Raw genomic sequence first — 14,767 nt, 5'->3', positions numbered from 1 at the left:
GTAAAGAGCGATGAGGCTGCCCCTTCGGTGGCCGGGGGGCTTTCGTGCATTTTCTTCTGCTCGTCTTGCTGAAGAGATCCGTCTTCAATCCAGCGATCGTCTTGGCAGCCCTCCTTGTCTACGGCGAAGGAATTAACCTTGCCGCAGCTCAGCAAATGTGCGGCCAGGCGCTGTCACAGTGCGACCTGCAGACCGACTCCGCATGCCTCGAGCGCACATATGCGTGCGGCGAATATGATACCGTTATCCAGTCGCTCTTCGTCGAGCGGTTCGAACCGACGCCCGACCAGAAATACTTCGTCGGCGCATCGTTTTACGGCCGCCACATCCGCGAGCGCGCCGCCGGCGTGCAGTGCGAGATGGTGAAGTTCGCGCGCGAATACCTGACCGACTACCTGTCCGGCGTCGAGGCCGAGTTCACCACCAGCGGCTCGTTCGGCACGATGCGACAGATGGATCAAATCTATCATGCCGCGCAGATGTTGACCGACCTCGGCGACGTCACCGGCTGCCCGGAATCGGCGCTGACACGCGCCACCGTCGAGGACATCGCCCGTAGCGAGGCCGTGCGCTATGCACGCTCGGTGTTCCTGCAGCCGCCGCCGGAAGCTCGTTCCTCGTTCGACACACTGCAATTGGCGCTGAGAAGCTTCGTCAGTCGGGCGTCCGATCTCGAAACGGGGATCGCACTGCGCCGCGTCGAGATCAAGTCGGCCGAAACGCACCTGAAGGCGATCCGCGTCATTTTCGCTGATATATTCGGACCGGTGACCGGGGCGGGCGCGACGCTGGTCGCCAACACCTCGATCCTCGACGGCCTGGCCGCGAAGACGACGCAGATGCTGCGCTCCGTCGAAGTGTCGGAGGGAGAATTCAAGCGGGCGCTCGGCAACGTCACGCCGGAGCAATACGCCAATCTCAATCGCAACACGGTCGCCAGCGCGGAGGATTTTCTCAAGGTCTCCGCCTTCCACATCAACATGATCGGGGTGCTACTGCCGACGGATCCGGCAAAGCCCTTCTGGCGGCTGGACGCCGAGGTTCATGCCGACAACGCTGCCCAGGGCGCATTCAACGATCTCGCAAAAATAAAGGCGGACTGGAAGGCGCACGGCGCGGCCACCGGCATCTGCGCCCAGGCGGGCGCTGCCGACAGGGTGTGGTACTGCCGATGACAACCCTCCGAGCCATCGCGTTGTCCCTGATTGTCAGTTGCGTCCTGGCCGGCGCGGCCAGCGCCGCATCGATCCTGGAGCGGGCTTACACATCGGAGAAACTCGACGGTTTCTGGAACGCCACGCTCTCGAACGCAACGCCCGACGCCACCCGGTTCAGCGTGCTCGCCCCCGGTCCCGCCGCCGTCGAACCGAGCCACGAGGCGACGCAGCCCGATTTCGGCTTGCCCTTCACCGGCGAGGTGGTCGGCGAGGCGTCGGGCTCCTCCGGCGGCAGCCGCAGCGTCGGTTTCCCGATCATCCCGCTTTCGGCCGATGACGCCTCGGTGCTGATGCGAAGGCTTGCGTGGTCAGAGATCTACCTCAGCCGCTACCGCTTCTTCGCCCCAATCTCGACCGATAGCGCCGAAGAGCTCGCCGCGCTCGTCGGCCGACAATACGCCGCTGCCGTCGAGGCCTACCTGATTACCGGGCGGCTTTACTTCTCCGGGGCCGACTTGCCGGAGAAATGCCGGTACCTGACGCGGATGAACGAGATCAATGCCGGGCCTTTGTCAGGCGCCAGCCTGGCTTCGCTGCCTGCGGCCTGGCGTCCGCTGTTCCCGATCGTCGAGGCGGTGCGTGCACGGCTTGGTTCAGACGCGCTGGCGAAACTGGTCTGTTCGGTCAAGCCGGTACGCGGGCGCGCCGAGACGACCGGCCTGATCGAGACGCGGGTGCGCGCAAAGATCGTCAAGGCGGTCAGGACGAAGGTCGACGACACGCTCAACCTGATGAACGCCGCTTCGACCGAATACCAGTCACTGGTCAACGAGATGGACGTGTCGATCAAGTCGGCCGAGGTGATGGAGTTGGAGCGTGTGCTCGGCAACGCACAGGCCAACATGGTGCTCGTCAAGGAGGATCAGCTGAAGGCAGCAGAGACGATCGCCACGCTGCAGGCCGTCGACCTCTCCAGCCTCAACCAGCCGGAATCGCTGAAGGAGTTCGAAGACGGCAAGGCAAGGATGACGCAGATCGTCGGGCAGATCGAAGGCGTCATGACGGCTCTCTCCGGCCTCGCGCACGTCGTCGACGATCCGGCGATCACCGCCGAGCTTTCTTCCTGCGCAGGATTGGCCGGAGCGTATTCGAGGCTCGACCTCACGCTCGACACTGGCGCGCTGACCGCGACGATCAACGGCCCTTACGAGGACTGCATCAACCATGCCCGGGCGGTGGTCGGGCGGTTCCAGAATCCATCGCTTTCCAAGGCGCAGATGGCCGAACTCGCCCGGCACGTGCGCCAGATTTCCGAGGTCTTTCTGTCGACGGGGCAACCATGAGACGGTTCTTCCTGCTTTGCGGACTGGTCGCCAGCATCGTTTTCGGCGCTGCGGGAATGGCGCGCGGGCAGGACTGCATGGCGCTCGACGTCGACGCGGCGGCCGGCCATGCCGGCCAACTGACGACGCTGCTCAAGATCGCCAATTTCCGCGCCGACGTGAAATACATGGGTGAAGTCGCCACCGAACTCGAACAGTTCCTGACGACCTGCGGCGACGAGACGACCGGACGACTGGCGATCGTGTGCGATTTCGACTGCCACCTGCAACTTGGACGCTATCGCCTGTTCCTCGCCGCCGACATGCCCTTCCTGTCGTCGGCGAGCGGCGTCAGCCGCAACGATACGCCCGTCTCGCCGCAAGCGGCGCAGGAATTCGGCCGGCAAGGCATCGAGATCGTCGACCGGGGTCTTCGCATTCTGGCCCGACAACAAGGCGGTGACCAGGGCACCGCGGCGGGAGCAGATGCGAGTTACCGCACCTTCGTGCGGCAGCTGACGGCGCTGTCCTCGCTGAAGATCCAGCTGCTGATGAACACCGGCGACGTCTGGTACCAGACCGTCTCGGAGGCACGCGTCAAGGCGCTCGAGTTTCTGGTCAGCGATACGCTGGGCGCTGTCGGAGGCGCTGGCCTCGACAGCCAACCCAACCTCTCCAAGGCCTACACCAATTACGAGGCCGCGATGTGGGTGCTGGTCGAGACGCAGATGGATATTCCGGGCGAGTCCACCTACGACGACCTGCGCGCCGACCTGCTGCTGCAGCAGAGCGACCTCGATGCGCGCATGGACAGCGTGCGCAAGGGCTTCCTGTTCCTCAACATCGACCCGATGCAGTTCACGACGATCCCGTTCGAGGACCTGCAGCAGGCCCTGGCCGAGAGCGAGCTGCGGTTGACCGAGGTCGAGCGCAATGTCGAGGCGCTGGTCGAGCGGTGGTACGCCAACAAGGAAGGCGAAGCGACGCGCGCGCTCGACGAGGAGCGGACGATCCGGAGCCAGGAAGTCAACCTTATCGCCCACAAGATCGGCAAGCTGGAGCACGAGGCGCAGACCTTCGCCACCACTGTCCAGCAAGAGATCAACGCGGTCGACGCCGAGAAGGACACGTTCGGCTATCGCCAGCAGATCAGATCGCTGGAGATCGAGCTCGGCACCAAGATAGCCGAGTTCGAAAACCAGCGCCGCCAGATCAATGACAGGCAGGAACTCGACCTCATCGTCCTCTCCAAGGAGGCCGAGGTCGAGCGACGCAACGAACTGCGCTGGCTGCTGAACTGGGAAATGACCCAGATGAACCTCGATCTGCAGATTTCCTCGCTCGAGAGCCAGATCACCGAATACGCCCGCCAGACGGAGCGCAACGCCAACCAGCTCGAACAGGCGGTTCGCCAGCGGCAGATCCTTCAAACCCAGATCGCCAACAACCAGGGCGCGATCGCCCGCGCCAACGACACAATCACCGAACTGCAACTGCGCCAGACCGACCTCTATCAGCGCCGCCGGGCCGTCGACCGCGAGCAGCTTTGCGGCATCGAGAATCAGCTCGCCCTGATCGGAGATACGGCCGACCATCCGTTCACGCCGCTGCTCGCGGGCGAACAGGCATGCCAAACTGTGACGCCGGCCTTCACGCGCAACCAATACGTTGCCCAGATGTGCGGCCCGGACGGTCAGTCGGGCCTCAGGGCCCAGCTCTTGAACTCGCAGACACAAGCGAAAGCGTTCCTGATGAAGTGCGTCATCGGCAGCGCCGACTTCGCCGATGTCGAGCCGCTGATCGCCGACCAGCAGATGATCACATCGAACATCCCGCTGCCGCAGGAACTTGCGAACGTCGATTGCGGTTCTTTTTCCCAGACAGAAACGGACTTCGCCAAGAAACTCTACGAAGCCGAGAGGGACCTCTATGCGAAGAGGAAGGCGGACCTCGAGGAGGCGCGTGACCAGGTCGACGGCCAGTTGTCGGAAGTGATCGCCTGGTTCGTCGCGTTCAACGGCACCACACAGGCCGCGCAGGTCATCCTGACTTCGGTGCAAGGTGCATACTCGATCGGCGCCGCGGTGCCCGAAATCATCACCTGCGCCTGCGGTTTGGGCAGCGGCGTCGCGACTGTGGTGGACGTCGCCAAACCGATCAGGGCAGCCTTGGAAGCGGCCCAATCCATCCTGTCGACGATCATCACCACCGGCCAGATCACTCAGGCGAATATTAATGAAATCAACGCGCTGAAACAGCGCCTCACGCAGCTCCGCCAGGCGATTGGCCAACTCGATCTCGACAAGGCGCTCAAAGCAAGGGCGCTGGTCGACACGCATTTCCAATTGGCCGGCCGGTTGGCGCAAGGGGCGCAGGAGATCAAGGAACTGACGCTGCAGGGCTCGATGGCGGCGGTTGACTGCCAGAGCCAGGATCTCAGCATCGACGAGCAGGTGGCGCGGCTCAAGTCCGACCACGAACGCATCCTCGCCGGGCTCGATCTTCAGGCGCGCGAAAACGACATGCTGAGTTTCCAGATCACCGACCAGCAGCGCACGATCGACCGGCTGACCAATGAGATCGCGATCCTCAATCTCGAACTCGACAAGCTGTCCCTGTCGGAAGCCCAGCTCAACCAGGACAATGCACGTGTCGCCGAACTGGTCGCGGCAACCAACGGCCGCATCGACCGCGTCCGCGCCGCGCAGACGACAGTGACAGGCCTCGCCGAGGAATCAAATGCCTCGACCAACCTGATCAACGAACTGCGCGACCGGCAGAAGGACAAGATGCTGGCACTGAACGATGCCGAACTCGCCTTCGTCGAGCAGCGCATCACGCAGTCGCGCGGCAACACCGAGGAACTCGTCGCGGGACTGAACCAGGCCAAGGATCTCGGCCTGAAGAGCCGCGCGCTGCAGGACAGCATCCTGAAGTTCCAGAGCAACGTTCAGGCCGAGGTGACAAAGCAGCAGGAGGACATGACCAAGCTCGTCACCCAGATCGACGATCCGGCGACGCGCAAGAATCTGTTCATCGCGAACCAGGACACCATCGCCGACCTGATGAAGGGCATTCCCGAATATCTGGTGACCAAGCGGCGCGTGCTCGAGACCGCCAACCGGCTGATGCACCTGATGCGGCGCCGCTTTGAAGTGGTGCAGGCCTTCACCGGCGACGCGGCGACAGTGCCCGCGGTCTATGTGCGCAACGCAACCCAGCTCCAGGCGATGATCGACGACATCGTTGCCAAGCGCTTCTTCGACGAGCGCCAGATTAACATCGATGTCGCCCAGATCGTCGTGCCCGCCAATTCAGGTTTCGCCCGCAAGCTGGCGCTCGACGAGAATGTCGAGTTCGAGGTTTCCCCTTTCGCGTCGACCGACGCGCTGATGAAGGCAAACGGCTATTTCGCGCTGTGGGCGCCCAACAAATTCCGCGAGCGCAAGAACCTGACCCTGATCGATGTCTTCGCCGGCACCGACTACCAGTGCACGGGGGCGCAGTGGAACCGCTTCGCCCTGCAACACCGCGGCAGCGGCTTCATCTTCAAGCCGCTGACCAAGGGGTCGAGCGAGGTCCGCGCAGACATTTCGGTCGGGCCGGAGCGCGTCGCGTTGCAGACCTTCTTCAACCAGGCCGACAGTGGCGACGAGATCAGCCGGATCATCCGCTACTGGGTGCAGGATCGCTACCAGGCGCGCAAATTCCCGCGCGCGCCCGGACCGTCGAACGACACCAGCCTGATCCTGCCTTATCTCGGCGCGCCGCTGATCGGCTCCTACCGGCTGTCGCTGCAGCCGAGCGACTGCCCGTTCGACGGCGCCGTGTTCACCCTCTATTTCATCTTCGCGAGCGCGCCATGAGAGCCGTCGTCGCCACAGCAGCGCTCGGTCTGGCGCTCAGCGCGACGGGAGCGGCCGCGCGCGACCTCTTCGTCGACAATCTCGCCGGCTATACGATCGAATCGCGCGTTCTCGACGCTCCCAACTGCGAGGGGCCGGCCATTCCGGACGGGACGCTGAAGACCTTCGAGCAAGGCCTCTGCGTCTTCCACCGCCCGGCCCGCAGTCCAAGCGACAGCGAACGTGCGGCCAACCTGATGCGGGAGGCGCAGACACGCGGACTGCCGCCCGTCCACCAGCAACTCGCCGGGCTGATTTCAGGCTTGGCGACCTGCGCCGAGGCTACGCGTCACCTCGACGCCTACCGGGCTTCCGGCAACCAGAACCGGATGGAGCAGACGCTGTTCTGCCGCGACCGGCGGCACAGCCAGGCCGACCTGAACGCGATCGAATGGAACCATGCGCTGTTCGAATATGCCGACGGGCTCGCTTCGAACCGAACGCTTGACCAGAGGCTGGCCGAGATGAGCGCCTGCCAGGCCGGGCCCTTGAGCGCCGATTTCGACGCCCAGTGCGGCCTGATCTCCAATCTGTCCGACACCGAGATCGATGCCTTCGCCGACGGGGCTGCCGGCAAAGTCATCGAGAGCTACTTCGCCAGCGTCGAGAGCCCGATCACCGCGATGTTTTCGCGCAAGCTGAAACGAGCCGAGGGCCTGGTGCAGAGTTCGCGCGCCGGCATCGATGACATTAAGGCGGGCGCCGACACAGTGAACAAGGAATACGCCGCATTGAACCAGGTCTACGAAGCGGCGCGCGACACCAAGATGGGGCCGATCTACAACGCCTACCGCGAGGCGATCCTGAGGGCGACCTCGATCCTCGACGAGTTCGACCGGTGGAAGGGCGGGCTGTTCATAACCTCGGAAAACATCAACCTGATGCCGAAGATCACCGAACGATCGGGCGAGATCGCGGGCGAGAAGACGCGCGTCGACGGCCTCGCCTTCGAGGCCAAGGCGAGCGCGCTGGTCGGCGACATCAAGCGCATCATCAATGCCGACGCCGAGAACCGCGCCTCGGTCGCCGCCTTCTGCCGCATCTATTTCTGCGAACTGACCAACCGCCGCGCGATGGCCGACGTCATCCGGACCTGCCGTCGGCCGGCGCTTGCCAACAACCCGCTGTGCGTCGGCCAGAACGGGCAGATCACCAATGGAACTCTTACGGTCGACTTCCAAGGGCCGCATTCGATCACGGTCCAGGCGCTGTGCCAGTCAGCCGGCCTCGATCCGTTGATGACCGAGGTCAATATGGACCCCGCGCGCGCCGCAAGCTGCTTGAGCGAATTGAGATGAGACAGGCGGTCATGTTGTTGCTCACCCTGGTTCTCGCGGGCACGTCAGTGGCCCGCGCCGAGCCGCAGCTTGCCGCTTTCGTCACCGACCAGAACAACGACGTCTATGTCGCGCTTTTCGACGGCAAGGCGGTGGAACTTGCCGGCTGCTCCAGCCCGGGCCAGGCGAAAAGGTTGCTGCACCTGGCTGACACCGCGCTAGTCTCGGAGGCGACGCTCGCCAAGCTTCAAACTGAAAACAGTTTTGGGATGCAGCCGCGGCTGCCATGCCCCGGGACGGCATTCAATATCGACTGGCCGGCGACGACCGCGATCTGGGCCGATGTCGAAGCATCCGGCAACTACTATCTGCCTTCCCCCTCGGGCACCGGCTATTTCGCCGTGCCCACTGCCTGCGCCGAGATCAAGGCGGCACTTGCCATCCGCGAGCGGCTGCAACTGCCGGGCGTGCTCCAGGGTTTTGCCGCGCCGCCCGACGTCGGGACACCGTTCGTACTCGATTGCGGGCGCGGCGATCTCGGCGGTCCATCGGACATAGCGGCGGCGAGCGTGGCCCGTTGGAGCCTGCACCGGTTCGAAACCTTCCTCAGCGCCGAAAGCATCGGCGACACGGTCTATGTCGTGCGATACACGCCGCCAGGCGAAGGCGCGCAGCCCTCCTACCTGCCGATTGCGCGCCTGGACGGCAAGGCGACGCGCGACGTCATCGCAGATGTGGCCGCAGCGGAAGCGGCGGAGACGAAGCTGCGGGCATTCTTCGGCATCGCCGAGGCCGAGGGGGTAACCCTGCTCGGCGCCGACGCTGTGGCGGCGCTTCGTTCGGCGCCCTTCGTCGACCTGTGTCTGTCGAATTGCGATGGCTATCAGCGCGAGCACGCGGCCTTCGCGCAACCGGGCATCGACCTCGGCCTGTCGCCGCTGTCCGCTGGCCTGTCCATCACCTCACTCGACCCACTCGGCAATACGCGGCTGGACTGGACCTTCGCGGAAGGGCGGACGCTGTCCTTCACGGGTTGCCCGCTTCTAACATCGGCGCTTGGCCTGTCCGCCCCCGGCATTGGCGACTGGATGGGCGAGACAGATCGCGCGCTGACCGCCACTCCGCCGCCGGGTACCGGTTTCGACTGTCGGGGGTCGGCCAGCGATACCTGCGTTCGCCGCGTCAATGATGGCGGCACGCTGACGCTGGCGCAATTCTCATCCGAGGGCGATTGCGCCGGACGGACGAATCTCAGGCTCGAACTGCCCGCATCGGTCAAGGCGCCGCAGACACTTATCCTGAAGGGATTGCCGTTCAAGACGGTGCACATGGCGCCAGCCCCCGGCGTCGCCCGCACGCGGCTCGTCGGCACCGCCAACCGGGTGCCTGCCGGCACGTCCTCATGCATCCTGTCCGCGACCGGGGTGATCATCGTCGCGGACGGGTTGCCTCGGCTCGAACTCGAGCGGATCGACCTGGCGCGGGCGGCCGATCAAACGACCGATGAGGTCGTCGCCGTGATCGCTCAAAACGGCGCGGTCGCGCTCGACGATGTGACCATCGGCACCGTGGCGGACGGACTGTCACCGATGGCGCGCGGCGCGTCGCTGTGCCTGGCCGACCTTTATGCGCGAGGGCTCAGAGTTGAAGCAGACATGCTGGCGATCCAGGGCGTTCGGGCCCGGCTGCTGATCTCGGCCCAGGCGCCGGTCCGCTCCACCCTTGTCCGCGCGCGTTTCGGCGCGGTGCTCACTTCCGACAGCCTGATGCGGATGGACTTCACCGACATCGCCGCAGCCAATCCGCTGGTGTTGCGCGGGGCGGTCGTGGCGGGTCGCTCGGACGGGCTGGCGCCGACGGCAGCCGGCCTTGCGGTCGGCTCCGCTATCCAGCTCGAGCGCGGTTCGTCGGCGAATTTCACCACCTCGACGGTGTCCGGCTTCCGCTGCGCTGTCAGCTTCGCCGACAGCGCCTCCAGCGCCAGTTTCCTGCTGCCGGGCAACGACATCGCACACGACAATACCAGCCGGGCCTGCGGGCCGGGCCGCTTCAGCCTCGTCGAATAGAGCGAAAGGAGGATTGGCAGATGAACCGTATCGCCCGATCGCTGCTCCACCTGCTGGCGCTGCTCGCGGTGATCCATGCCGGTCCGGCCCGGGCCGAGGAACCGAAGGTCGTCCTGTTGGAAGACCCGACGCTGAACGCCACCCGCTTGCACTATCCGCTGCTCATCTCCGAAGGTCGCGGCTACCGCATCCGCTGCAACGACCAGGCAGACGAGGAAGCGGTGATCCGCGGACTGGGCTTCGCCACCGTCCCCTCGCAAGTGCTGACCGTCGTCGACAACGCAGTCATCGCGGCCGACCCAGCCGCCAATCCGCTGTTGTGTCCATCCGGCGAGAACTACCCGATCAAGGTCTTTGCGCATGATGGCGGCAGCGGCATCGTCTACTATCTGCAGTTCCCGACCGATTTCGGTTCGCCATCCCTTTCCGACCAACTCTACATTCCCGGCTGCGGGCCTTTGGTCGAGGGACTGAAGCTCGACCTCAATCAGGCGATCGACGCCGACCCGACCCCATTCTTCGCCGGAAAGGTCCATACCATCGCATGCGTTGCGGGGCCGCCGGTTGTCGGAAGGACGACGACCTTCGCCAGTTGGTGCATCAAGGATGACCTTGATCCGGCCCAGCAGACGACGGTCGAGGAACTGCTCGACCTGACACCCGGCGGCGCCGCGGCCCTTGGCAATCCGGTGGCGTGCGCAAGCGCACAGGATTTTCTCGCGTCGAGCACGACACTCGACCTGGCCGGGCGACGGCTGACAAACCTCGAGCCGCTGGCGACACTTACCCATCTGACGAGCCTGACCTTGTCCGGCAATGAAATTACCGACATACGCGAGCTGGAAAAGCTGACCAAGCTTACGTTCCTCGATCTGTCGCGCAATCGGATCAGCAACATCAGCGTGGCGGCGGCGATGAAGGATCTGGCCGAGGCCGACCTCAGCTCCAACCAGATCGCCGATCTACGGCCGCTCGCCTCGGCACGGGCGCTGACCCGGCTGGTTCTGGCCAGCAACAAGATCGTCGACGTGTCGCCACTACGGTTTCTGCAAGAGCTCACCGCGCTTGACCTGTCGAAGAACCGGATCACGGATGCGCGTCCCTTGATGAGCCTGACCAAACTCGCCGCTCCTAACCTGCGCGCAAACCGCTTGGCCACGGCGCAATCCGTCAGCGCCATCCTGCCATTCAATCCGTCGCTGGACGGCAATCCGGTCTGCATCAGTCGACCGGAGCAATCGACCGTGGCCTCCGGCAAGATTTTTGAAGCCTGCATCACGGCAGTGAAGGAAGGCGACGTGGTGCTGGCAAACATGCAGACCGGCAAGTGCCTGGCTGTGGCCGAGGGGCGCCTCGACAACAACGCCCCGGCCGTCCTGTTCAATTGCGACGGCGACCAGTGGCGTCGCTGGAAACTGGTCGAGACGGATGATGGTTTTCAGCTGCAGAACGTACGGACCGGAAAATGCCTGACGATTGCCGGCGGGGTCAGCACCGATAACAACGTCCCTGCCCTCCAATTCGACTGCGACCGGGACGCATCGCGACATTGGAAGCTGACCGCAACCGGCGACGGCTTCCAGGCTGAAAACGTGCAGACCGGGAAATGCCTGACAATTGCCGGCGGGGAGAGCACCGACGACGACGTCCCTGCCCTCCAGTTCAACTGCGACCGACATCCGTCGCGGTTCTGGAGCATCCGGGCGGCTGACCCCGAGGTGATGCTGGTGAACAGGCAAACCGAAAGGTGCCTGTCGGTCGCGGAAGGAAGAACCGACAACAACGCACCGACGGTGCAATTCGACTGCAACGGCAGTCAATGGCAGCGCTGGAGGCTGGTTGAGACAGGCGACGGCTTCCAGGTGGCGAACGCCCAGACGGGCAAGTGCCTGACGATTGCCGGCGGGATCAGCACCGAAAACAACATCCCGGCCTTGCAGTTCAACTGTGACAGCGACCCTTCGCGCCGCTGGAACCTGGTCGAGACGCGCGACGGTGTTCAGGCGGAAAACGTCCAGACGGGCAAGTGCCTGACCATTGCCGGCGGAGTGAGCAACTTGAACAACATCCCGGCCCTTCAGTTCACCTGCGACCGCGATCCGTCAGGCTACTGGACCATCAAGGCGGCGGACGAGAGGTAGTGCTGCCAGTCGCCCGGGCTGATTGAGCCGCAACGATCAGCCTGAGCTCGAAAGGAGAGATCCGATGAACCGCATCGCCCAATTGCTCCTTGTTGTGGTCGTGCTCGTGGCCGCCGGGCCGGCCCGCGCGGACGAGCCGAAGGTTGTGCTGTTCGAGGATCCGGGGCTGGAGGCGAACCGGCTGCACTATCCGCTGCTTATCTCGGACGGGCGCGGCTACCGCATCCGCTGCAAGGATCAGGCGGACGAGGAAGCGGTGATCCGCGGCCTTGGGTTCGCGACGGTTCCTTCGGAGGTGCTGACCGCCGTCGACAGCGCAATCGTCGCCGCGGATCCCGCCGCCAATCCACTGCTGTGCCCGTCGGGCGACACATATCCGATCAAGGTTTTCGCGCACGATAATGGCAGCGGCCTCGTCTACTACCTGCAATTCCCCTCCGACTTCGGCGCGACGACGTTTTCCGACCGGCTCTACATTCCGAGCTGCGCGCCGCTGGTCACCGAGCTGAAGCTCAATCTCGACCAGGCTCTGAACGCCGACCCAACGCCGTTCTTCGCCGGCAAGATCCACACCATCACGTGCCTCTCCGGCGCGCCGCTGGTCGACAAGCCGACGACCTTCGCAAAGTGGTGCGTCAAGGGTGACCGCACGCCGGCTGAGACGGCGACCGTGATGGCGGTTCTCGATTCAACGCCCGGCGGGGTCTCGGCGCTCGGCGACCCGGCCGCCTGCGCCGCGGCACAGGCCTTTCTGGAATCGATCACAACGCTCAACCTGAACGGCAAGGGCGTGCAGTCGATCGAGCCGATTGCGGTGCTGAAGAACCTCACGAGCCTGTCGATCGCCGACAATTCGATCACCGACCTCGGGCCGCTGACCAAGCTCAAAACGCTGACCTTCCTCGACATTTCCGGCAATCACGTCGGCAACATCAACGCGCTGGCGCCGCTCATCGCGCTGACGCGGGCCGACGTCTCCGACAACGACATCATCGACATCCGCGCCCTGTCGGCGCTGGCGCTGCTCACCAACCTTACGCTCGACAACAACAAGATCGCCAGCCTCGAGCCGCTGCAATTCCTGCAGGCGCTCTCGACACTGTCCATCGCCAACAATGGACTGACAGGCGACATGCTCGATCCGCTCAGCGCCCTCGGCGGCCTGACCAGCCTCAACCTCGCCAACAACAAGATCGAGACCTTCGCCAATCTCGGCAGCTTCCCCTCGACGCTGGCCATCAACCTCAGCGGCAATCCAATCGTCTCGGACGGCGGGCAGAGCTTTGTTGACCTGTGCGTGCTGCATCGCGACGCGGCGACCCCGCTTGGGCAGACCATCCGCGCCATGGTCGAATTGGAGGGCGGCGGCACGTGCGCCGCGGTCGGCAACAACCTGCTGGCGACCACGGCGCTCGACCTTTCGTCGAAGATCGTCAGCGACCTACGTCCGCTCGCGACCTTGCCGCAACTCACCTCGCTCAACCTATCGAGCAATGCTATCACCGACGTCGCGCCGCTTGCCGGCCTGACCAACCTCGGCATACTCAACCTGTCAAAGAATTCGATCGTCAATGTCAGGCCGCTGGCAGCGCTGTCGGGCCTGATCAATCTCGATCTTTCCGACAATCCCGTGCAAGCGACCGACTTCCTGTCGGCATGCTTGATGCGGAACCAGACTGACTTTCTGACACCCGCGCAAGCCACGGAAGTGAATGCGCTGCTGTCGATCTCGGGCAAGGCTGCCTGCGGCAAAGCCTACGACGATCTCAATTCACGCCAGTTCGCCGACGCGAAGAACCGCGGGTTGACCAGCGTGTCGCTCTTCCCGGTGATGGCCAATCTCACCTCCATCGACCTGTCCGACAACCAGTTGTCCGACGTCTCGGCGCTGTCGGCGATACCGGGGCTGACGAAGCTTTGGATCCGCAACAACCAGATCCCCTCGATCCAGGGCGTCCTGCAACTGCGCCGCCTCGAACAACTGAGCATCGACGGCAATCCCGTGTCGAACCTGATCGGCATCGGGATGCTCAACAAGCTGACCAAGCTCTATTTCTCGAATACACACGTGCAATCCGTGACGCCGTTGGCGGACCTGCCGCTGCTCGACGACGCCGGTATGCGCAACCTGCCGCTGCAATACGCCAGCTTCGCCGAATACTGCATCGTCTACCGGTTCGATTCGATCGCGCTCGGCGACGCGCGAGGCTTCATGGCGGCGCTCGACAGCCGCATGCAGGCCGACCACGTCGATAGCGCCGATTGCAGTGCTGCGCAGAACTGGGCGCAGTCACTGACCAGCCTGACGCTGAACAAGAAGTCGATCATCGCCGTCAACCCCGTGGTCCATTTTCGGGCGCTGGGAGAACTTAACCTGTTCGACAATGTGATCACCGACGCGTCCCCGATCGCTTCGCTGACGGGACTCCAGAAACTGAACCTCGCCACCAACCGGCTGTCGGCGATCCCGCGCTTCAGCTCGAGCGGGCTCAAATACATCTACCTGAACGACAATCAGATCACCGACGTCGGCAATCTGTCGAACATGCCGGCGTTGTCGAATGTCGATCTGCGCAACAACCGGGTCTTCAATGCGCTGCCGCTCGGCTCGCTTCCGGCGCTGTCGATCGTCGATCTGCGAGGCAACCGGATCGAGAACTTCGTTCACGTTCATCCGGTGATCGGAAAATCCTATCTCGGCAACAATCCGATCTGCTCGTTCCCGCAGCCGCTCACCCCACAAGTCGCCGAAGCCTGCAAGCGCGAGCCGTCGCGCATCCTGGACGTCAATATTCACGTGTTCGATGAAATTGCCGTCCAGCCTTTGGTCGTCTGTCCGCGTCCCAGCTGCCTGCAGCTCCAGCCCCACGTCATCGTGGGCCCGCTCATTCACCAGTAA

7 protein-coding genes are annotated in these 14,767 nt (G+C 63.9%); all 7 read left to right on the top strand.

Annotation, left to right across the window (positions count from 1 at the left end):
• Nucleotides 1-44: 44 nt before the first annotated feature.
• Nucleotides 45-1,175 (top strand): hypothetical protein, encoded by a 1,131-nt coding sequence (locus AC1D08_RS25315; protein ID WP_457155036.1) that lies wholly within the window; start codon nt 45-47, stop codon nt 1,173-1,175.
• Nucleotides 1,172-2,500 (top strand): hypothetical protein, encoded by a 1,329-nt coding sequence (locus AC1D08_RS25310; RefSeq protein WP_477424321.1) that lies wholly within the window; start codon nt 1,172-1,174, stop codon nt 2,498-2,500. Before AC1D08_RS25315 ends, AC1D08_RS25310 begins: the two co-directional genes overlap by 4 nt.
• Nucleotides 2,497-6,345 (top strand): coiled-coil domain-containing protein, encoded by a 3,849-nt coding sequence (locus AC1D08_RS25305; protein WP_477424319.1) that lies wholly within the window; start codon nt 2,497-2,499, stop codon nt 6,343-6,345. The genes AC1D08_RS25310 and AC1D08_RS25305 overlap by 4 nt, the downstream gene beginning before the upstream one ends.
• A complete protein-coding gene (locus AC1D08_RS25300) occupies nt 6,342-7,682 on the top strand; it encodes a hypothetical protein (protein ID WP_457152428.1) in 1,341 nt (446 codons plus the stop codon). The genes AC1D08_RS25305 and AC1D08_RS25300 overlap by 4 nt, the downstream gene beginning before the upstream one ends.
• 11 nt (nt 7,683-7,693) lie before the next feature.
• Nucleotides 7,694-9,727 carry a hypothetical protein gene (locus tag AC1D08_RS25295; protein ID WP_457152427.1) on the top strand — a complete coding sequence of 678 codons (2,034 nt, stop codon included), beginning with the start codon at nt 7,694-7,696 and terminating at the stop codon, nt 9,725-9,727.
• A 20-nt stretch (nt 9,728-9,747) separates the two neighbouring features.
• A complete protein-coding gene (locus AC1D08_RS25290) occupies nt 9,748-11,868 on the top strand; it encodes an RICIN domain-containing protein (protein ID WP_477424316.1) in 2,121 nt (706 codons plus the stop codon).
• Between the two features lie 64 nt (nt 11,869-11,932).
• Nucleotides 11,933-14,767, top strand: a complete 2,835-nt coding sequence (locus tag AC1D08_RS25285) for a leucine-rich repeat domain-containing protein (protein ID WP_477225644.1) — start codon at nt 11,933-11,935, stop codon at nt 14,765-14,767.

Source organism: Mesorhizobium sp. P2_E6 (genome assembly GCF_056403835.1).
This window is presented reverse-complemented; position numbering and strand designations above follow the sequence as displayed.